Genomic DNA, 19,404 nt, shown 5'->3' on the forward strand with positions numbered 1-19,404 from the left:
CATGGCAACGCACGCTGAGCCTGAGATCTGGTTCCTCACCGGCAGTCAGGCCATGTACGGCGAGGACACCCTTCGCCAGGTGGCCGACCAGTCACGGCAGATCGCGGCGGCGCTCCACGACTCGCCGCAGATCCCCGCCCGGGTCGTCTGGAAACCGGTCCTGACCACCAGCGGCGACATCCTGCGGGTCTGCCGCGACGCAGCGGCGCAGGGGGCGATCGGGGTGATCGCCTGGATGCACACCTTCTCGCCGGCGAAGATGTGGATCGCCGGCCTGGACGCGCTGCGGACGCCGCTGCTGCACCTGCACACCCAGGCCAACGTCCTGCTGCCGTGGGACGAGATCGACATGGACTTCATGAACCTCAACCAGGCGGCGCACGGCGACCGGGAGTTCGGGTTCATCCAGACCCGCCTCGGGGTGGCCCGCAAGACCGTCGCCGGGCACGTCAGCGACCCGCGCGTGGTGTCCCGCGTGGGAGCCTGGGCGCGGGCGGCGATCGGCTGGTCGGCGATGCGGTCGCTGCGGCTGGCCCGCTTCGGCGACAACATGCGCGACGTCGCGGTGACCGAGGGCGACAAGGTGGAGGCGGAGCTGCGCTTCGGCGTCTCGGTGAACACCTACGGGGTCAACGACCTCGTCCGGGTGGTCGGCGAGGTCACCGACGCGCAGGTGGACGACCTGGTCAAGGAGTACGACGACAGCTACCGGGTGGTCCCCGAGCTGCGCCCCGGCGGCGACCGGCACGAGTCCCTGCGCTACGCCGCCCGGCTGGAGCTCGGCCTGCGTGCCTTCCTCGAAGCCGGCGGTTTCCGCGCCTTCACCACCAACTTCGAGGACCTGGGCGGGCTGCGCCAACTGCCGGGCATCGCCGTGCAGCGCCTGATGGCCGACGGCTACGGCTTCGGCGGTGAGGGTGACTGGAAGACGTCCGTCCTGGTCCACGCCCTCAAGGCGATGGCGGTCGGGGTCGACGGCGGGACGTCGTTCATGGAGGACTACACCTACGACCTCACGCCGGGCCGGGAACTGGTCCTCGGCGCGCACATGCTCGAGGTGTGCCCGAGCATCGCCGCGGACGTACCCTCCGTGGAGATCCACCCGCTGAGCATCGGCGGGCGGGAGGACCCGGTCCGGCTGGTCTTCGACGCCGAGCCGGGTCCCGCGGTCGTGCTCGGCCTGGCCGACATGGGTGAGCGCTTCCGGCTCGTCGCCAACGAGGTCGACGTGGTGTCGCCGCCGCAGCCGTTGCGCCGGCTGCCGGTGGCCCGGGCCGTCTGGCGCCCCCGTCCGCACCTTGCCGGCTCCGCCGAGGCGTGGATCACCGCGGGCGCCCCGCACCACACCGTGCTGTCGCGGGCCGTGGGGGTGGAGGAGTTGCACGATCTGGCCGAGATGAGCCGGACGGAGCTGGTCGTCATCGACGCCGACACGGACCCGCGCCGGTTCGCCCAGGAGATCCGCTGGAGCCAGGCGTACCACCGGCTCGCCCGGGGGTTCTGAGGCGGCGGTCGTTCAGGCCGGGGGCGGGGCGCTGCGGAAGGTGCGACGGTAGACGTCCGGGGGTACGCCGACCGTGCGGTTGAAGTGCCGGCGCAGTGTCGTGGCGGTCCCCATGCCGGCCAGGTGGGCGATGGCGTCGATGCTGTCGTCGGTGTTCTCCAGCAGCTCCTGGGCCCGGCGGATCCGCTGCGTCGAGAGCCACTGCAGCGGGGTGGTGCCGGTCACCGACTTGAAGTGGCGGGCCAGGTTGCGCGAGCTCATGTTGGCCTGGCGGGCCAGGTCCTCCACGGTCAGCGGATGGTCCAGCCGTTCCATCGCCCAGGGCACCAGGTTGCCGAGGGGGTGGTCGTCGCGGGCGGGGACCGGGGTGGTGACGAACTGGGCCTGGCCACCGGAGCGGTGCGGGGGCACGACCAGGCGGCGGGCGACGGCGTTGGCGACCGTCGACCCGTGGTCGCGGCGGATCAGGTGCAGGCACAGGTCGATGGCGGCGGCCTTGCCGGCGAAGGCGAGCACGTTGCCGTTGTCCACGTAGAGCACGTCCGGGTCGACCCGTACCCGGGGATAGCGGGCGGCCAGCGCCTCGGTGTGGGCCCAGTGCGTGGTGGCGCGCAGCCCGTCCAGCACCCCGGCGGCGGCCAGCACGAACGCGCCGGTGCACAGCGAGACCATCCGGGCGCCCGCCTCGTGGGCCGCGCGGACGGCGTCGAGCAGGTCGGGTGGCAGGTCCGCGTCGATGTCCTCCACGGCGGGGATGATCACGGTGTCGGCGCGGGCGAGCCGGTCCAACCCGTCGTCAGGGTCCATCCGGAACCTGCCGATCCGGACCGGGCCCGGGCCGCAGACCACGAGGTCGTACCAGGGGTCGGCCAGGCCGGAGGGGTCGCGGACGAAGACCTCGCAGGCCATGGCGAGCTCGAAGTGCAGCATCGCCTCGGTGGCGGCGAGTGCGACAGTGGTCATGTCCGAAATTGTACGGGGCATGGCGTTCCAGACACTGTCCCGGGCCGGCCGCCCCTGGGAGGCTCTTCTCAGTCGATCTTTTCGGAGGAGTCACAGATGGAATCGGGTCAGACCGTGGCGGTGTTCGGCGCGTACGGGCACACCGGGCGGTTCGTGGTGGCGGAGTTGCGCGAGCGCGGGTTCGTCCCGCTTCTCGTCGGTCGTGACGCGGGCCGGCTCCAGGCGCTGGCGGCGTCGCATCCGGGGCTCGCACACCGGGTGGCGTCGGTCGACGATCCGGCCTCGCTCGACCGGGCCCTGGCGGGCGCGGCGGCGGTCGTCAACTGCGCCGGCCCGTTCGCCTCGACGGCGGCCCCCGTGATCGAGGCCGCGCTGCGCGCCGGGATTCCGTACGTGGACGTGGCGGCCGAGATCGAGGCCAACGTCGACACGTTCACGCACTTCACCGACCGCGCCCGGGCCGCGGGCGTCGCTGTGGTCCCGGCGATGGCCTTCTTCGGCGGACTCGGCGACCTGCTGGTCACGACGGCGATGGGCGACTGGACGGCGGCCGACGAGGCGCACGTCGCGTACGGGCTGAGCAGTTGGCACCCCACGGCCGGGACGCTGGCCTCCGGCACGGTCTCCCGCGAGCGGCGCGCCGGCCGGCGGGTCCGCTACACGGGTGGCCGGCTGGAGTACCACGTGGACGAGAGTGGGCTGCCGGCCGTGGAATGGGAGTTCCCCGCCCCGATGGGCCGCCGCACCGTCCTCGGTGGGTTCACGATGGCCGACGTCGTGACCGTCCCCAGCCACCTGTCTATCCCCGAGGTGACCACGTACATGACCACCGGCGCGGCCCAGGACCTGGCCGGCCCGGACACCCCCGCGCCGACCGCGGTCGACGAGCACGGCCGGTCGGCGCAGACGTTCACCGTGGACGTCGTCGTGCGCTCGGGCGACACGGGACGACGCGTCGTCGCCCACGGCCGGGACATCTACGCCATCAGCGCGCCGCTGGCGGTCGAGGCGGTCCAGCGCATCCTCGACGGCCGGACGAGGACGAGTGGCGTCGCCTCCGCCGGCCGGATCTTCGACGCGCCCGACTTCCTCCGCGCGCTGTCCGCGCACCTCTCGCTCGAACCCTGCCCCGAGACTCCCGCGCCACAGTTCGCCTGACCCCCCGCCCGATCAGCGGGCCTTCTTCGTTGCCCGCTTGCGGGGCGGCGTCAACAGGTCGGCGACCGCCGCGATCGCGGACGGCACCAGACGGTAGTACGCCCAGACCCCGCGCTTCTCGCGTTCGAGCAGGCCGGCCTCGGTGAGGATCCGAAGGTGATGACTCACGGTCGGCTGGGAGAGCCCGAGCGGCGCGGTGAGGTCACTGACGGACGCCTCGCCCTCCGGAGCGGACTGGATGAGACTGAGCAGTCGCAGCCGGGCCGGGTCGGCGAATGCCTTCAGCACTCCCGCGAGCCGTTCGGCATCGGCTCGCTTGATCGGCTCGCCGGCAAGCGGCGACATGGCGGGTGCAGCAGTTTTCGGAGTTCCCACGTCTTCCATCGTTTCACCAACGCCATCGATACGAAGGTGGAACCGGATCCGCGGCCGGCGCGCGACCTTGACGCGCCGCATCGGTAAGCCGTAGTGTACCGTTCGTGGCTACTTACCGAACCGCCGATGGGTGGGACGCGTTGGGTGATCCCACCCGGCGCGCCATCGTCGCCTGCCTGGCCGAGCGACCCCGCGCCGTCGGCGAGCTCGCCGACGAACTGCCGGTCAGCCGGCCCGCGGTGTCCCAGCACCTCAAGGTCCTCAAGGACGCCGGGCTGGTCACCGACCAGGCGGCCGGCACCCGCCGGGTCTACCGGCTCAACCCGGCGGGGGTGGCCGCGCTGCGCGACCAGTTGGAGACGTTCTGGCACCGCGCGCTGGACAGCTATCAGGACGTCGTCGAAGAACCGACCGAGGAGATCCCATGACCGGAACAACTGCCGCGGTGGTCCGCCGGCAGATCGTCGTCGAGGCGCCGCTCGAACGGGCGTTCGCCGTGTTCACCGAGCGGTTCGGTGACTTCAAGCCGCCGGAGCACAACCTGCTCGGTGCGGCGATCGCGGAGACGGTGTTCGAGCCCAAGGTCGGCGGCCACATCTACGACCGGGGTGTCGACGGCAGCGAATGCCGCTGGGCGCGCGTGCTCGCCTACGAACCGCCGAACCGGGTGGTGTTCAGCTGGGACATCAATCCCCGGTGGCAGGTCGAGACGGACCCGGACAACACCAGCGAGGTCGAGGTCCGATTCGTCGCCGAGGCCCCGCAGCGCACCCGGGTGGAGCTGGAACACCGCCACCTCGACCGGCACGGCCCGGGCTGGCAGGCCGTCAGTGACGGCGTCGGCCACGACGAGGGATGGCCGCTCTACCTCACCCGGTACGCCGCGCTGTTCACCGGAGTACGTGAAGGTTAGTTTCGGGTCAATCAGCATCCACGGCAAGAATATCCAAACGGGCGTGGACCGGGCCGCGGGCAGCCGCTAGCTTCCTCAATCATGTGGAAGATTGTCGATGTCTTGCGCGGGCGACCGCGCGGCCCGGTCGCCGCGGTCACCGCCGCCGCGCTCTCCGTCGTCCTGGTCGGGGCCGTGCCGGGCACGGCGTACGCGTACGCCGACTCGGCCACCGGCACGATCAACACCTCCGGTACGGCGCTGAGCGTCCGGTCGGGGCCCGGCACCGGCTACGCGGCGTGGCGCACGGTGTCCGACGGGTCGACGGTCACGCTGCTGTGCCAGACCACCGGCCAGTCGGTGACCGGCACCTACGGCACGACGACGCTGTGGGACCTGCTGTCCAACGGCGGCATGGTCTCCGACGCCTACGTGCACACCGGCTCGGACGGCCAGGTCGTCAACAGCTGCGCCTACGTCGGTGACGAGCCGTCGTCCAAGGCGAACCCGCGATCGCCCAACGGCGCGATCGACTGGGCCTTCCAGCGGTACCGCTCCACCGCCTACGAGAACCTGTGCCTGGCCTTCGTCGCCCAGGCGTACGGATGGGGCGGCTCGGGCTGGAACACCGCGGAGATCGGCGGTGACTGGGAGAGCAGCCATGGCTACCTGAACAGCTCCGGCATCCCGCCGCGGGGCGCGCTGGTCTGGTACCACAACTCCGTCGGCACCGGACACGTGGCGATCAGCCTGGGGGAGGGCAAGGTGATCGGCACCTCCGTCGGCGGCGGGGTCGGGGTGGCCGGTTACCTCGACCACGGCTCGTACCGCGGCTGGTCGGTCGCCTACCTGCCGGCGGCCTGGTGATGCCGGGGACGTCGGCCGGGCCGGGGCGGCGACCCGGGCGTAGCGATCGACCGGAGGCCGTGCTGGACCGGAGGCGACTGCTCGGCCGGGCGGCCGCGGCGACGCTCGGCGCGGTCGGTGCCGGGCTGCTCGCGGCGGGTCCGGGCAGGGCGGCCCTGCCGGAGGTCGACATGGAGGCGCTGATCAAGGCGGCGCAGATCGACCCGCGGCGCGCGGACACCGCGATCACGGCCGGCAGCCGGGACAGCGTGCTCCTCGTCGAGCGGGCGCTGCGGGACCGGAGCCTGCTCGGCGCCACCTACGTGGACGGTCACTTCGGCACCAGCACCGTGGCGGCGTACGCCGCCTACCAGCGATCGCTGGGGTACGCGGGCCTCGACGCCACCGGCCTGCCGGGGCTGACCTCGCTGCGGGCACTGGGGGACCAGCGGTTCACCGTGGTCCGGCCACTGACCCCGGGTGGTGTCCTGGACTTCCGGGGCGCGCGCGTGAACAGCCGGACCAGGGCGATGCTGCTGGAGGCGGAGCGGCTGCTCGGCCGCCAGATGGCGATCAGCCAGGGCTCGTACAGCACGAGTGACCCCACCTCGGCCGGCACCCACGACGGCGGCGGCGCGCTGGACCTCGCGGTCGACGGCATGTCCGGCACCTACCGCACGACGGTGGTACGGCACCTGCGCCGGGTCGGCTTCGCCGCCTGGCTGCGGACGCCGGCGCAGGGCAACTGGCCCTACCACATCCACGCCGTGGCGCTGGCCGACACCGACCAGTCGGCGCCGGCGCAGCACCAGGCGGGTGACTACTACCTCGGGCTCAACGGGCTGGCGAACCGAGGCCCCGACGACGGGCCGGCCGTGAGCCCGGTGCTCACCTGGGAGGAGTACCAGCGGAGCTGATCCGGGCCGTCGTCGCGCGATCGCGTAACGGCACCGCGACCCACAGCGCTCTTCCTGTGCAGAGAACGCTTGACAGGACCCTCCCTTGGGCGGGCGGACGATCGAGGTTCAGGGCCCCGAGGCGCCGCCCGGTCCACTCGAACAGCACAGGAAGCACTCATGGCCGAGCCCGCACCGCCCATCCCACGCCCGCAGCGACGGCCAGAGGCCACAGCGGTGGAGCCAACCGAATCGGAGACCGGGGCCCAGGTTCAACAGCCCGAGCCCGAGGAACGGCAGAGGTCGACCTGCCAGCACTGCCGGCAGCCGGTGTTCAAGGACTGGCTGTGGGGCTGGATGCACACGACCAGCGGATACCTGTGCCAGGATCCCGCCACGGGCGAGCGGCTGTGCCAGCCCGCCACCCCCGTCTGACTCCTCCGTCGCCTGAGGACACGACCACCGCGGGTGGTCACGCCTTCCCGTCGGCGCAGCAGCCGTCGGCGCAGTCCGTGGCGGGGCGGACACCCGCGTCGGCGGACGGCAGCGGCGAGCAGTCGTCGCAGTGCTCGCCGCGCCAGGCCGCCGCGCCCTCCTTGACCGCGACCCCGGCGATGACGAGCGCGGCGAGCGGGTCGGCCCAGGACCAACCCCACGCGGCGTTGAGGACCAGGCCGGCGAGCAGTACCACGGACAGGTACGTGCAGAGCAGGGTCTGCGTGGAGTCGGCCAGCACGGTGGCCGAGCCCAGTTCCCGGCCGGTGCGGCGCTTGGCGGCCACGAGCAGTGGCATCACGATCAGGGATGCCACGGCCAGGCCGATGCCGACCGGACTGGCGTCGGCGCCGCCACCGACGAGCAGCGAGCGGACGGCGTCGACCGTCACCCAGGCGGCCAGGGCGAAGAACGACAGGCCGATGAGCCGCAGGGCGAGCCGCTCCCGGTCCTCCGGTATGCGGGAGCGGAACTGCCAGATCAGCACGGCGGCGCTGGACACCTCGACGAACGAGTCCAGACCGAAGCCGATCAGGGCGGTGGAGGAGGCCGCCGCGCCGGCGGCGATCGCGACCAGGCCCTCCAGCAGGTTGTAGCCGGCGGTCGCGTAGGCGAGCCACAGGCTGCGCCGCGACAGCACCGCCCGACGCTCCGGGGACAGCAGTGACAGGCTCACGCCCACCGATGTTATCCGGGCAGGGGCGTGGTTCCTGCCGTGGTGGTCGGAAGCCGACGCGGGGGTTCACCGCGCCCGGGCCGCCTCCGACACCCGGGTCCGGGCTTACCGTCGAGGCATGAGCATCCCGTGGGTGGTGTCCCCGTGAACGCGGTCGAGGTCCTGGTGGTCGGGGCGGGACCCACCGGGCTGACCATGGCCGGTCAGCTGGCCGCCTTCGGCGTGCGGGTCCGCGTGGTCGATCGGGCTCTCGACCGGGTTCACGAGTCGCGGGCGCTGGGTGTCCAGCCGCGCACCCTGGAGGTCCTCGCCGGCCTCGGCGTGACCGACGACCTGGTGGCCTGCGGCAACACCGCCGTCCGGCTGTGCCTGCACGTGGGCGGCCGCGAGCGCGAGGTGCCGCTGTTCGATCTGGGCCTGCCCGACACCGCGTACCCCCATCTGCTGTTCCTGTCGCAGGCCGAGACCGAACGCATCCTGGGGGAGCACCTGGCGACGGCGGGGGTGGACGTGGAGCGGGGCGTCGAGCTGGTCGGGCTGACCCAGACCGCCGACGACGCGGTGGCGACCCTGCGCCATCGGGACGGCCGCGAGGAACACGTGTCGGCCGCCTACGTGGTGGGTTGCGACGGCGCGCACAGCCCCGTGCGCCACCTCGCCGGGATCGGCTTCGAGGGCGGCTCGTATCCGCAGACCTTCGTGCTGGCCGACCTGGAGGCCGACGGTGTCGCCGAGGGCGCCGCGCACGTGTTCCTCTCCGGACGGGGAATGCTGTTCCTGTTCCCGCTCCGGCAGCCGGCCGGTTGGCGAGCGCTGGCCATGCGTCCACCGGCCGACGCGCCCCCGGCCGACGCGGCGGTCACCCTGCAGGAGGTGCAGACCCTGGCCGACACCTACACGGGCGGGACGGTGCGGCTGCGCGATCCGGTCTGGATGACCAACTTCCGGCTGCACCACCGGGCCGCCACCCGCTACCGGGCCGGCCGGGCGTTCCTGGCCGGCGACGCCGCGCACATCCACAGCCCGGCCGGTGCGCAGGGCATGAACACCGGCATCCAGGACGCGGTCAACCTGGGGTGGAAGCTCGCCCAGGTTCTGCGCGACGGCGCCGACCCGGCGTTGCTGGACACCTACGAGACGGAGCGGGCGCCGGTGGGCCGGATGGTGCTGCGCTTCACCGACCGGGCCTTCACCGTGGCCACCTCCACGAACCCGCTCATCCGGTTCGCTCGCACCCGGGTCGCGCCCGCGCTGCTCCCCGCCGCGCTCGCCCCCAGGTTCGTACGGGCCGCCGCCTTCCGCACCGTGTCGCAGCTCGGCATCAGCTACCGCCGCAGTCCGCTGTCGACGGACGGGCCGCACGGGCCGCGCTCCGGTCCCCGGGCCGGTGACCGGCTGCCCGACGCCCCGCTGCCCGACGGCGGCTCGCTGCATCGGCTCACGTCCGCGCGCGGCTGGCACCTGCTGCTGTGCGGGCCATCCTCCGCGTGGCCCACCGGCGAGGTGGCGGCCCTGTCGCAGCGGTACTCAAGTCGGGTCACCGTGCACCGCCTGGCCTCGGCAGGAGCCGCGGCGGCGCTCCGTCGGCTCGGCGTCCGCCCCGGGGCGTCGGGCCTGTTCCTGGTTCGCCCCGACGGGCACATCGGCTACCGGGCCGGGGGCGACGACCTGACTCCGCTCATGTCCTACCTGGGACGCTGGGTGCCGTCCTGACTCGAACCGGGTGGGCCTTCGCGGCGCAACCGCTCGGCGAGCTCCCGGACGGCGTCGCCGAAGCGTGGATCGGACTCGCCCGGCCAGTGTCCGACGACGGGGGGCGCGACGGTGTCGCTCGGCGGGACGACGACGTCCCACGGGTCGCGCAGTCGTCGGTCGACCGAACCGGCCGGTCCGGCGACGCCGGGCGGCTGGCCGTCGCGGTGGCCGGAGAAGACCCAGCTGCCGATGGGGTCGGTGTCGCGCCAGAGGTTCCGCCACCGCCACCCGACCCGCCGGCCCACCTCGCGTAGCACCTCGTCGTCGACGTACGCCGGAAAGAGCCGGGCGTAGAGGCGGCGCAGCGGTGAGCCGTAGGTCAGCAGCGCCACCCGGTCGCCGACGCCGGGTGGCAGCTGGAGCACGGTCGCGGCGAGCAGCACCGAGCCGTGGCTGTGCCCGGTGAGCAGCACCGAGTCGCCGCGGGAGGTCAGGTAGCAGATGCGCCGGGTCAGCTCCGGCACGGCACGTTCGGCGTAGCAGCGGGGCGCGAAGGGGTGGGCGATCCGCGGCCAGAAGGTGCCCAGGTCCCACAGCACGCCGACGTAGCGGCGGAACTCGGCCGTCCGGTACGCGAAGATGCCGGCGACCACGAGCGCGACGATGAGCGCCGCGATGACATAGCTGCCCAGCGCGGTACCGAAATTGATCAGTGCGGCGGGCACCCCGGTCCACCGCTCGATGACGTCCCCGGGGTACAGCTCCAGCAGCCCCACGGTGCTGCTGGCCAGGCCGAGCCCGGCGAGCAGGGCGTACACCACGGCGAGCAGTTCCAGCCGCTCGGTGAACCAGGCCCGGGCGATCGTCCTCTCGACCTGCCGCAGCCGGGGTGCGGCCTCGGGCGGCGCGTCCGGGAAGTCGCGGGCGACCGTGGCTGCGGCGGCGCGGCGCCGCCCGGGTCTGGACACCAGGACGACCACGGCGTCGAAGACCAGTGCGGCCAGCACCGCCAGGAAGAACGCGAAGATCGCCCACTTGTACGCCAGCGGCGGGCCGATGGGCGAGCGGTGCAGCGTCGGCGTGCCGCGATCGAGCAGGTCCGCCACCCGATAGACCAGCTCGGCGGAGAACGCCACCGCGACCCCGGTGGCGGCCGCCCCGAGGACCGGCGCGCCGAGCCCGCGCAGTTTCGAACCGCCCCGCAGCGCGCGGCGCTGGCGCAGCACCACGGCCCAGAGCACGACCAGCAGGACGGTCTGCGCGACCAGGAGCCACGTCACCAGCAGGGCGTATCCGGGCAGGCCGTCGCCGGACGACCAGGGCGCCGGATCCGCCGCCACCGCGACGAGCACCAGCGCGGTGAGCGCGCACGCCACGGTGCGCAGTCCTCTCGTCGCCCGGTCGACGGCCGCCACCCGCTTCGGCTCGTCGATGACCGGATGGGCGCAGACCAGCGCGACGCAGGCGGCCAGCACCGCGGCGGTCGCCACCCCCAGGGCGACCGTGCTCGCGGAGGCGCCACCGCCGGCCCGGGCGGCGAGCAGGCTGAGGTCCAGGGTGGCGAGCGCGGCGGCGACGTGGATCTCGCGCAGCCGCGCGACCGGGGGCGCCGTGTCCCACTGCCCCACGGCGCTGAGCTGGTGCGTACCGGAGATGGTCGTGGGCCCGCGGAACGCCGGGAAGTTCCATCTCCGACCCGCGCCGAGCCACCAGACCAGGCCGACGGCGGCGGCCGGGACGAGCGCGAGCACCGCCAGCCGCAGGCCCGTCGGCCGCCCGCCGAGCCACGAGATCCAGCTCCGTCCCGACAGGCAGCTCGGCAGGGCCATGCACTTCCAGGCGACCTGGTCCAGCGCCACCCCGACGATGGAGAGCACGTAGAGCGCGGTCATGGTGAGCGCCAACGTCCGGCACAGCGCCTTCACCACCGCCGCGCCCGTGCCGTGGCTGGCCGGACGCATCCAGAGCGCCACGTTGCAGAGCATGAAGGGCAGCAGGAACACCAGCGACAACGTGCGTACCGCGGTTCCCGACGGCAGGTCGCTCCAGCGGTACGCCTCCAGGACCACCCCGCCCGCCCCTCGGGTGTCCGGGTAGCCCGGCCGGGGACGGTGGAAGCCGCCACTGCGGTCACCGGCGACCTGGTGGGTGTTCGGCCGGTCCAGCACCTGCCCGGCGCTGGCGCCCGAGACCCCGTGCACCCGCAGCTCGATGACGTCGCCGGTGGCGGACGGTCCGCCCTGCGGTGGTGGCGTGTCCGCCATGTACCCCCCTGAGCGGCGTCTCCGGCGGCGGTGGCCGGCCTGCTGCGGCGGCCGGGTGGGCCTACCCGTTCCGCGAACGATCACGCCTGGCAGGGGTCGCGTCGCCCCGCACCGGCCGCTGACCTGGATCAGTGGACCGTCCGCCACCAGCGACATCGAACTCGACCGGGTCGAGGGCGTCCATCCACGGGCCCCGCCGCCTCCACGTGATCATCACGAGGTGAGAGCCCTGGTGGTACCGCCCTGCTCATCCGGGCGTACCACCCGCTCGAACGGAATCCTCGCCGCGCTGCGCGGCGTTCCGTACCTCTCGATTCGCCGACGTCGCGTCGCAGCCGGTAGCTCGAAGCAGGTCGCTCGCGGCGGTGCGCAGTTGGGTCACCACCGCGTCTCCGAACTCGTCGACTCCCAGGGCTCGGGCTCGGCCAGCCCTGGAAACGGCCTCGCGTACCGCACGGCGGGTTCTCTCGGTCGGGCGCCCGGCGAGGTGCTCACGGCGCAGCAGCTCGACCGCATCGGCGAGCTGTCCGACACCGGCGGGCAGCTCGGGGGGAATCGGCTCGTGGTACTCCAACGCCATCGCTGACCGGCGGGCCACCCCCCGGCTGTGTTCGATGACCCGTTCCAGTTGAGCGGTCGCGCGGGCGAAGCGCTCCACATCCCGACGGCGCAGCCAACGGGCCGGCGCCAGGCTGACCACCTCCTGGGCGCCGCTGAGCGCCTGGTGCATCCGCGCGAGGTCGGGTCCCATGCCGCGCAAGGCGTCCAACGCTCGGACCGCCCGCTGCTGATCGCCGGTGGACAGCGCTGCGGAAACCTCCCGCAGCTGGCCGGCGAGGCACTTGAAGATCGGGGCTGCGTCGCGGTCGAGGATCCGCATCGGGTTCAGTGGCACCAGCAACGCGACCACCAGGAGGCCCACGACACCGCCGACCGTCGCCTCGACGATCCGAGGCCACTCGAGGTCCTTCTGGGCCGGAGCCAGGGTCGCGAGCAGCACCGCCGTACCGCCGGCCTGGCCAACGGCAGCCCCGCTGCGCCCGAACAGCAGGAGCGTGGCGAGGATGGCGCATCCGACGATGAACCCGGTCTGCCAGAACCCGGTGCCCAGAATGGTCAGCAGGAAGTCGGTGGTGGCGATGCCGAGTCCGACTCCGAGCAGCAGTTCGACCGTGCGGTGGGCGCGCTGGCCGAGTGCGGCGACGATCGTACCCACCGCGGCGGAAGGGGCGAAGACCGGCGCGGGGTTGCCCAGCACATCACGCCCGATCGACCAGGCCAGAGCTGCGGCGAGTCCCGCCTGCACCGAGATCACCAGGGCGACCTCCAGCTGATTGAGCCGCAAGCGGCCCGCCCGGCCACCTCGACCACGAACCCGGGCAGCGGTCGCCTTCGCCTGCTCGGCAACCCGGGCAGGCCGTGACCGGCTGGTGTCTGGCCGGCGACCGTCAGGACTCACCGAGCACTCGTACCATGCCCCCGCCGAGCAATTCCGGCCAATCCCGAGACCACCCGGTCGTCGAGGCCGGGGTCGGGCGTGACGCGCGTTAGACGGCGCGCGCGACCCGGCCATGGTCAGCCGACTCAGCAGGGTCCGGATCCACGACTGAGGCCTGCGCGGCGCGGTCGAGGATCGAGGGCGTGGCCCGCGCGGTCCCGGGCGATAGGGTGCGTCGGTGGAGCAACCGAGTCACCTGTTCCGTCTGGCCGCCGACCATGCGGCGGAATACCGGCGGTCGCTGCCGGACCGGCCGGTCGGCGTGCCGGTCGACCAGGCCGCGGTGACCGACGCCTTCGCCGGCCCGCTGCCCTCCGCCCCCTGCCCACCGGAGCAGGTGCTGGCGGACCTGCTGGCCGCGGCCGGGCCCGGCCTGGTCGCCAGCGCCGGCCCGCGGTACTTCGGGTTCGTGGTCGGCGGCGCGCTGCCGGCGGCGACCGCGGCCGACATCCTCGCCGCCGGTTGGGACCAGCTCGCGTTCAACGCCGTCACGTCGCCGGCCGCCATCGCGGCCGAGGCGGCCGCCGGCGGTTGGCTGAAGGAGCTGCTGGGGGTTCCGGCGTCGGCGTCGGTGGGCTTCGTGACCGGTGCGCAGGCGGCGAACACCGCCGGGCTCGCCGCCGCCCGGCACCAGGTGCTGGCCGACGCGGGGTGGGACGTGGAACGGCGTGGGCTGCTCGGGGCGCCGCCGATCCGGGTGATCGCGGGGGAGGAGCGGCACGGCACCATCGACCGGTCGCTGCGTCTGCTGGGCCTCGGGGTGGACGTGGTGGAGCCGGTGCCGGCCGGGCCGAACGGCGCCATCGACGTCGGCGCGCTGCGGGCCGTGCTGCGAGCCGGCTCCCCGGGCCCCACCATCGTGTGTCTACAGGCCGGCAACGTGAACACCGGCGCCTGCGACGAGCTGCGCGAGGCGTGCGAGCTGGTCCACCGGCACGGTGGTTGGGCGCATGTGGACGGGGCGTTCGGGCTGTGGGCCGCGGCGAGCCCGGCCACGCGGCATCTGGTGGACGGGCTGGAACTGGCGGACTCGTTGGCCTGCGACGGCCACAAGTGGCTGAATCTGCCGTACGACTCGGCCTTCGCGTTCTGCACCCGGCCCGACGTGCAGGCGGCCGCGATGTCGTACGCCGCCGCCTACCTGGTCGGCTCCGGCGGCCCGCCGGTGGGCGCGGACCTCACCGCCGAGTCGTCGCGCCGGGCGCGGGGGTTCGCGGTCTGGGCGGGACTGCGCGAGCTGGGCCGCGACGGGGTCGCGGCGCTGGTCGACCGCTGCTGCGCGCTCGCCCGCCGGTTCGCCGAAGGGCTGGCGGCGGCCGGGTTCGAGGTGGCGAACGAGGTGGTCCTCAACCAGGTGCTGGTCGGCTTCGGCGACGACGCGCGCACCGACCGGGTGGTGGCGGCGGTGCAGGCGGACGGCACCTGCTGGGCGGGCGGTACGACGTGGCGGGGGCGGCGCCTCATGCGGCTCTCCGTCTCGAACGCGACCACGACCGAGGCGGACGTGGACCGGTCGGTCGCCGCGATCACCCGCCTCGCCGCCTGACGTCGACCGCGACCCCGCCGGTCAGGGCGGGTCAGGCCCCGGGGATCAGCACGCTCAGGCAGGTGACGCAGCCCTCGAGCTTCTCGTACTCGCTGATGTCGACCACGACCGGTGTGAAGCCGAGGTCCGCGACGAGCGCCGCGGTGCGCGGCGCCGACGCGGCCAGCAGCACGAGGTCGTCCCCGAGCGGTACGACGTGGCAGCCGGCCTCCTCGTCGACCGGGCGCACCGGCTGTCGCAGCGCGGTCGTGTCGAGCAGTTCCGGCAGCGCGAGCAGGGTGCCGTCGGGCAGCGCGGTCACGGCCGACTTGAGGTGCAGCACCTCGCGCAGCGGGACCGGGATCACCGTGCGCCCCCGGGTCGCCAGGTGGGCACGCAGCTGGGCCACGCCCGCCTCGTCGGTGCGGCCGCCCCGGCCGACGTACACCGTGTCGCCGATCTGCAGCACGTCGCCGCCGTCCAGCGTGCCGGGCGCCTCGATGCGCACGACCTCCAGCCCGGCCTCGCGTACCGCCTTCTCGGTGCCGGGGACCTCCGGGCGGCGCTCCGGCGCGCCCGGGCGGGTGAGCACCGCCAGGTCGTCGCAGACCACGACGGTGTCCTCGACGAACACCGAGTCGGGGCACTGCTCGGCGGGGGCGACCTCGCGCACCTGCCAGCCGGCCTCGGCGAGCGCCGCCCGGTACGCCTCGTGCTGGCGGCGGGCCCGCGCGACGTCCACGTCGCTGCGTTCGATGTGGGTGACCAGCCCCTCGGCCAGCCGGCCGCTGGGTCGCCGGACCAGGGCAGTGCCTCGCGTCATGCCGCCAGTCTGCCCGCGCCTGCCCGCCGCGCTCAAGCAGGGCGGCCCGGCGACTACCCGACCTCGGCGGTCGCGGTGTCGCCCCCGTCCGGCCCGCTGAGCCAGGTGCGGATGCCGCCGAGCGCGGTCGGTCCGTAGTCGTCGTCGACGGCGCCGGCGAGGTCCGCGACGGTGACCGCCTGTAGGGCGGCGCGCCAGGCGGCGTCGGCGCCGGCCATCGCGCGGGCGATGGGGCACGGCCGGGTGCAGGCCTCCGCCGGCGTCGCGAGGGGGCCGCGCTGGCGGATCTCCGTGCACACGAACGCGGGCTGGGCGCCGTCGACGGCGGCGACGACGTCGAGGACGGTGATCTGCTCGGGCGCCCTGGTCAGGACGTATCCGCCCGCCTTGCCCTGGACGGAGGTCACCAGGCCGGCGCGGGAGAGTGCCTGCAACTGTTTGGCCAGGTAGCTGCCGGAGACGTCATGCAGTTCCGCGAGCCGGGCAGCCGGCACGGGCTCCGTGGCCGTGGTCAGCACCACGCAGCAGTGCAGCGCCCACTCGACCCCACCCGACAGCTTCATCCGACCCCCCTTGACTCGGACACAGACTATCCGACTATGGTCTCGGACAGAAAGTATCCGAGTTTGAGGACGGATCCTCGACGAAGCCGGCGTGCCGTACGGGCGCGCCGTGGAAGGGTGAGAGCCATGAAGCTCACGGTCATCGGTGGCACCGGACTGATCGGCTCGCAGGTGGTCCAGAAGCTGAGGGCGGCCGGACACGAGGCCGTCCCCGCGGCGCCCTCGACGGGCGTCGACCTGCTCACGGGAGAGGGCCTGGACCGGGCGCTGGAGGGCGCGCAGGTCGTCGTCAACGTCGCCAACTCGCCGACCTTCGACGACGCCTCGATCGACTTCTTCCGGACCACCATGAACAACCTCCTGGCCGCCGGGGAGCGGGCCGGCGTCGGGCACCAGGTGGTCCTCTCGATCGTCGGCGTGGACCAGGTCCCCCAGCTCGACTACTACCGCGCCAAGACCCTCCAGGAGGACCTGCTGCGGCAGGGGCCCACGCCGTACTCCATCGTGCGTGCCACCCAGTTCTTCGAGTTCATGAACGCGGTCCTGTCCTGGACCTCCGACGCCAGCACCGTCCGGCTGCCCGCCACCCGGATCCAGCCGATGGCCGCCGCGGACGTCGTCGACGCGGTCGTCGACGTCGCCACCGGGGCGCCGCTGAACGGCGTCCGCAACGTCGCCGGGCCGGACGTCTTCGCCCTCGACGACCTCGGGCGGATCACCCTGGCCGCGCAGCAGGACGACCGGCAGGTCGTCACCGACGACAAGGCGGGCATGTTCGCGGTCGCCGCCGGCGACGTGCTCATCGGGGGCCCGGACGCGCACCTGGCGCCCACGCACTACCAGGACTGGATGCGGTCCGCCCGGTCCTCCCACTGATCCGAGCCGCACGCGGCGACGGCCGGGCGCGGGATCGGCCGTCGCGCCGCGGAGGTCAGCGGGGCGCCTCGCCCGGCGGCTCGCGGAGGCGCTCGACCAGCTCGCGTGCCGCCTCGGCGAACCGCCGGTCGGACTCGCAGGGCCGGTGTCCCAGGATCGGCGGCGGGACGCTATCGCCGGGCGGAGCCACCACCTCGGCGGGGTCCCGCGCCCGGCGGTCCACCGCCGAGGCCGGCCCGCCGGCCGTGGCCCCCGGCGGATGGGCGGAGAAGATCCAGCCGCCGACCGGGTCGGTGTCGCGCCACAGGTTCACCCACCGCCAGCCGACCCGGGCGCCGATCTCGTGCAGCACCTCGTCGTCGATGTACGCGGGGAAGAGCCGCGCGTAGAGCCGGCGCAGTGGTGCGGCGTGGGTGAGCAGGGCGACCCGGCTGCTGATCCGGGGCGGCAACTGGAGCACCGTCGCGGCGGCCAGGACCGAACCGTGGCTGTGCCCGGTGAGCAGCACCGCGTTGCCGCGGCCGACCAGGTACGTGATCCGCCGGGTCAGCTCCGGCACGGCCCGTTCCGCGTAGCAGGGTGGCGCGAACGGGTGCGCGGCCCGGGGCCAGAACGTGCCCAGGTCCCACAGGACGCCGACGTGACGCCGGTACTCGACGGTCCGGTAGGCGAAGATCGCGCCGACGACCAGGCCGAGGATGATCGCGGCGATCACCCAGCTGCCGAACCCGATGGCGAAGGAGACCAGGCCGGCCGGCACCCCGGCGTACCGCTCGACGACGTCACCGGGACGCAGATCCAGCAGGCCGATGGTGGTGGTGGCCGTGCCGATCCCGGCGAGACAGGCGTAGACCACGGCCAGCGGGATCAGGCTCTCGGTGAAGCGCGCTCTCGCGATCGCCCGCCGTACCTGCCGCAGGCGGGGCCCGGCCTCGGCCGGCGGGTCCGGATGGTCGCGCGCGACGATCGCCGCCGCGGCGCGGAACCGGCCGGGTCGGGAGGCCAGCGTCACCAGGCCCGCCACGACCAGCGTGATCAGCACCGCCCGGAAGAAGCCGTAGATCGCCCAGGTGTACGCCTGCGGCGGTGCGGTGGACGTGTTCGGCGCGTTGCGGTCCAGGAAGTCCGCGGCCCGGTAGAACATCTCGGCGGAGTACGCCACGGCCAGGCCGATCGCCGCGGCCGTGCTCGCCAGCGCTCCCAGCCCGAGCAGCGGCGTGGCGTCCGGCCGGCGGTCCCGGCGCCACAGCAGCACGGCCCCCAGCGCGGCCAGCAGGGCGGTCTGGGTGACGAACAGGCAGGTGAGGGTCGAGTCGTAGCCGGGCAGGCCGCCCCCCTCGGGCCAGCGCGCCGGGCCGGTCAGCACGTGGGCCGTGACCACGATGGTCAGGACGACGGCGATCGTCCGCAGCGTGCTGGCGACCCGGTCGAGTCGCCGGTCCCCGGGGGCCCGGTCGACCAGCGCGGGCGTGCAGAGCAGGGCCACACAGGTGGCCAGGACCGCGCCGGTCACGACGGCCAGCGTGACGGTGCCGGCCGAGGCGCCGGGGGAGGCGCGGGCGGCGAGCAGCGTGACGTCCAGTGTCGCGAACGCCGCCGCGACGTGGATGGAGCGCAGCCGACCCACCAGCGGTTCCGCATCCCACCGGCCGATCGTGCTGAGCGGGTGCCCGGAGACCTCCGCCTCGGGTGCGCGGAACGCCTCGAACACCCGCCCCGGGCGGGTGGCGGCCCGCCAGACCAGGCCGACGGCGGCGGCCGGGACCAGCGCCAGGACCGCCAGCCGCAGCCCGGCCGGTCGCCCACCCAGCCAGGACAGCCAGCTGCGCCCGGCCAGGCACTGCGGCGAGGTCAGGCACTTCCACGCGACCAGGTCCAGCGCGACGCCGGCGAAGGCGAGCACGTACAGCGCGGTGAGCGTGAGCGCCAGCAGCCGGCAGAGCGATCTGACCGTCGCGTCGGAGCCCCGGTTCGCCGGGCGCATCCAGATCGCCAGGTTGACCAGCATGAACGGCAGCAGGAGCACCAGCGACAGGGTCCGGGCCATGGTTCCCGAGGGCAGGTCGCCCCAGCGGTACGCCTCCACCGTCACCCGTGCGGCGCCGGGGTCCGGACCGCGGTGGCGGGGCCGGTAGAAGCCGCCGTTGCGGTCGCCCGCGACCTGCTCGACCGGCGGCAGGTCCAGCGCCTGGCCGGCGCCCACGTTGGCGGCCCCGTGCACCCGCAGCTCCACGACGTCGTCGGACGTCCCGGGCCCGCTGCGCCGCGCTGCTGCATCCGACATCGGCCCCCCGAGCCGTCCTGGGGGTCCGAACCGGTCAACCCGGCCGTGGCCCGCCCCGCCGTCGGGGCGGT

Annotated in this window: 17 protein-coding genes and 1 pseudogene; 10 read left to right on the plus strand and 8 right to left on the minus strand. The window is 73.9% G+C overall.

Annotation, left to right across the window (positions count from 1 at the left end):
• The first annotated feature begins 1 nt into the window (after window position 1).
• Window positions 2-1,504, plus strand: a complete 1,503-nt coding sequence (gene araA, locus IEY96_RS25025; protein ID WP_189197262.1) for an L-arabinose isomerase — start codon at window positions 2-4, stop codon at window positions 1,502-1,504.
• 12 nt (window positions 1,505-1,516) lie between these two features.
• On the opposite strand, the gene IEY96_RS25030 is transcribed toward araA, so the two are convergent.
• Complete coding sequence (locus IEY96_RS25030) at window positions 1,517-2,467, minus strand: helix-turn-helix domain-containing protein (protein WP_189197263.1); 951 nt, start codon at window positions 2,465-2,467, stop codon at window positions 1,517-1,519.
• A 96-nt stretch (window positions 2,468-2,563) separates the two neighbouring features.
• Here IEY96_RS25030 and IEY96_RS25035 point away from each other — a divergent pair, with 96 nt between their 5' ends.
• Complete coding sequence (locus tag IEY96_RS25035; protein WP_189197264.1) at window positions 2,564-3,625, plus strand: saccharopine dehydrogenase family protein; 1,062 nt, start codon at window positions 2,564-2,566, stop codon at window positions 3,623-3,625.
• A 12-nt stretch (window positions 3,626-3,637) separates the two neighbouring features.
• On the opposite strand, the gene IEY96_RS25040 is transcribed toward IEY96_RS25035, so the two are convergent.
• Window positions 3,638-4,009 (minus strand): ArsR/SmtB family transcription factor, encoded by a 372-nt coding sequence (locus tag IEY96_RS25040; RefSeq protein ID WP_189197343.1) that lies wholly within the window; start codon window positions 4,007-4,009, stop codon window positions 3,638-3,640.
• Between the two features lie 95 nt (window positions 4,010-4,104).
• Between IEY96_RS25040 and IEY96_RS25045 the strand changes: the two genes are divergently transcribed.
• The 4 genes from IEY96_RS25045 to IEY96_RS25060 all read left to right on the plus strand — a co-directional run bounded on the left by IEY96_RS25045 (window position 4,105) and on the right by IEY96_RS25060 (window position 6,655).
• Entirely contained in the window at window positions 4,105-4,428 is a 324-nt protein-coding gene (locus IEY96_RS25045; RefSeq protein WP_189197265.1) for an ArsR/SmtB family transcription factor, read from the plus strand.
• Window positions 4,425-4,913: an SRPBCC family protein gene (locus IEY96_RS25050; RefSeq protein WP_189197266.1), complete on the plus strand. Its 489-nt coding sequence runs from the start codon at window positions 4,425-4,427 to the stop codon at window positions 4,911-4,913. Before IEY96_RS25045 ends, IEY96_RS25050 begins: the two co-directional genes overlap by 4 nt.
• A 102-nt stretch (window positions 4,914-5,015) precedes the next feature.
• Window positions 5,016-5,759 (plus strand): hypothetical protein, encoded by a 744-nt coding sequence (locus tag IEY96_RS25055; RefSeq protein WP_189197267.1) that lies wholly within the window; start codon window positions 5,016-5,018, stop codon window positions 5,757-5,759.
• A 59-nt stretch (window positions 5,760-5,818) separates the two neighbouring features.
• Window positions 5,819-6,655, plus strand: coding sequence for a peptidoglycan-binding domain-containing protein (locus IEY96_RS25060; protein ID WP_229791874.1), 837 nt, complete (start codon window positions 5,819-5,821; stop codon window positions 6,653-6,655).
• Window positions 6,656-7,106: 451 nt separating this feature from the next.
• Here IEY96_RS25060 and IEY96_RS25065 read toward each other — a convergent pair whose 3' ends face one another.
• Window positions 7,107-7,805, minus strand: a complete 699-nt coding sequence (locus IEY96_RS25065; protein ID WP_189197268.1) for a cation diffusion facilitator family transporter — start codon at window positions 7,803-7,805, stop codon at window positions 7,107-7,109.
• 144 nt (window positions 7,806-7,949) lie between these two features.
• On the opposite strand from IEY96_RS25065, the gene IEY96_RS25070 reads away from it, so the two are divergent.
• The gene (locus tag IEY96_RS25070; protein WP_229791875.1) at window positions 7,950-9,518 is read left to right on the plus strand and encodes an FAD-dependent monooxygenase; all 1,569 of its coding nucleotides are present in this window, start codon (window positions 7,950-7,952) and stop codon (window positions 9,516-9,518) included.
• Here the strand turns inward: IEY96_RS25070 and IEY96_RS25075 are convergent.
• Window positions 9,491-11,764 (minus strand): hypothetical protein, encoded by a 2,274-nt coding sequence (locus IEY96_RS25075; protein WP_189197269.1) that lies wholly within the window; start codon window positions 11,762-11,764, stop codon window positions 9,491-9,493. The genes IEY96_RS25070 and IEY96_RS25075 overlap by 28 nt on opposite strands.
• Window positions 11,765-11,861: 97 nt before the next feature.
• Between IEY96_RS25075 and IEY96_RS33420 the strand changes: the two are divergent.
• Window positions 11,862-11,988 (plus strand): annotated as a pseudogene (locus IEY96_RS33420) (LUD domain-containing protein); the annotation flags it as partial.
• Between the two features lie 23 nt (window positions 11,989-12,011).
• On the opposite strand, the gene IEY96_RS25080 reads toward IEY96_RS33420, so the two are convergent.
• Window positions 12,012-13,109: an FUSC family protein gene (locus IEY96_RS25080; protein WP_189197270.1), complete on the minus strand. Its 1,098-nt coding sequence runs from the start codon at window positions 13,107-13,109 to the stop codon at window positions 12,012-12,014.
• A 331-nt stretch (window positions 13,110-13,440) separates the two neighbouring features.
• Here IEY96_RS25080 and IEY96_RS25085 point away from each other — a divergent pair, with 331 nt between their 5' ends.
• On the plus strand, window positions 13,441-14,808 hold the full coding sequence (locus IEY96_RS25085) for a pyridoxal phosphate-dependent decarboxylase family protein (protein ID WP_189197271.1): 1,368 nt from the start codon (window positions 13,441-13,443) through the stop codon (window positions 14,806-14,808).
• Window positions 14,809-14,839: 31 nt separating this feature from the next.
• Here IEY96_RS25085 and ddaH read toward each other — a convergent pair whose 3' ends face one another.
• Window positions 14,840-15,610 (minus strand): dimethylargininase, encoded by a 771-nt coding sequence (ddaH, locus tag IEY96_RS25090; RefSeq protein WP_189197272.1) that lies wholly within the window; start codon window positions 15,608-15,610, stop codon window positions 14,840-14,842.
• A gap of 53 nt (window positions 15,611-15,663) precedes the next feature.
• Window positions 15,664-16,173 (minus strand): RrF2 family transcriptional regulator, encoded by a 510-nt coding sequence (locus IEY96_RS25095; protein WP_189197273.1) that lies wholly within the window; start codon window positions 16,171-16,173, stop codon window positions 15,664-15,666.
• 126 nt (window positions 16,174-16,299) lie between these two features.
• Here IEY96_RS25095 and IEY96_RS25100 point away from each other — a divergent pair, with 126 nt between their 5' ends.
• Window positions 16,300-17,049 carry an SDR family oxidoreductase gene (locus IEY96_RS25100; protein ID WP_189197274.1) on the plus strand — a complete coding sequence of 250 codons (750 nt, stop codon included), beginning with the start codon at window positions 16,300-16,302 and terminating at the stop codon, window positions 17,047-17,049.
• Window positions 17,050-17,104: 55 nt separating this feature from the next.
• Here IEY96_RS25100 and IEY96_RS25105 read toward each other — a convergent pair whose 3' ends face one another.
• The gene (locus IEY96_RS25105) at window positions 17,105-19,333 is read right to left on the minus strand and encodes a hypothetical protein (RefSeq protein ID WP_189197275.1); all 2,229 of its coding nucleotides are present in this window, start codon (window positions 19,331-19,333) and stop codon (window positions 17,105-17,107) included.
• Window positions 19,334-19,404: the final 71 nt, after the last annotated feature.

Origin of the sequence: Micromonospora fulviviridis (assembly GCF_014648395.1) — a bacterium.
Classification (GTDB): Bacteria; Actinomycetota; Actinomycetes; order Mycobacteriales; family Micromonosporaceae; genus Micromonospora; species Micromonospora fulviviridis.

What these genes read in the sequence shown, in the direction of transcription:
- IEY96_RS25030 (WP_189197263.1), bottom strand. Translation starts at nt 2,467, where the DNA reads ATGACCACTGTCGCACTCGCCGCCACCGAGGCGATGCTGCACTTCGAG.
- IEY96_RS25040 (WP_189197343.1), bottom strand. Translation starts at nt 4,009, where the DNA reads ATGGAAGACGTGGGAACTCCGAAAACTGCTGCACCCGCCATGTCGCCG.
- IEY96_RS25095 (WP_189197273.1), bottom strand. Translation starts at nt 16,173, where the DNA reads ATGAAGCTGTCGGGTGGGGTCGAGTGGGCGCTGCACTGCTGCGTGGTG.
- araA (WP_189197262.1), top strand. Translation starts at nt 2, where the DNA reads ATGGCAACGCACGCTGAGCCTGAGATCTGGTTCCTCACCGGCAGTCAG.
- IEY96_RS25035 (WP_189197264.1), top strand. Translation starts at nt 2,564, where the DNA reads ATGGAATCGGGTCAGACCGTGGCGGTGTTCGGCGCGTACGGGCACACC.
- IEY96_RS25050 (WP_189197266.1), top strand. Translation starts at nt 4,425, where the DNA reads ATGACCGGAACAACTGCCGCGGTGGTCCGCCGGCAGATCGTCGTCGAG.
- IEY96_RS25105 (WP_189197275.1), bottom strand. Translation starts at nt 19,333, where the DNA reads ATGTCGGATGCAGCAGCGCGGCGCAGCGGGCCCGGGACGTCCGACGAC.
- IEY96_RS25075 (WP_189197269.1), bottom strand. Translation starts at nt 11,764, where the DNA reads ATGGCGGACACGCCACCACCGCAGGGCGGACCGTCCGCCACCGGCGAC.
- IEY96_RS25100 (WP_189197274.1), top strand. Translation starts at nt 16,300, where the DNA reads ATGAAGCTCACGGTCATCGGTGGCACCGGACTGATCGGCTCGCAGGTG.
- ddaH (WP_189197272.1), bottom strand. Translation starts at nt 15,610, where the DNA reads ATGACGCGAGGCACTGCCCTGGTCCGGCGACCCAGCGGCCGGCTGGCC.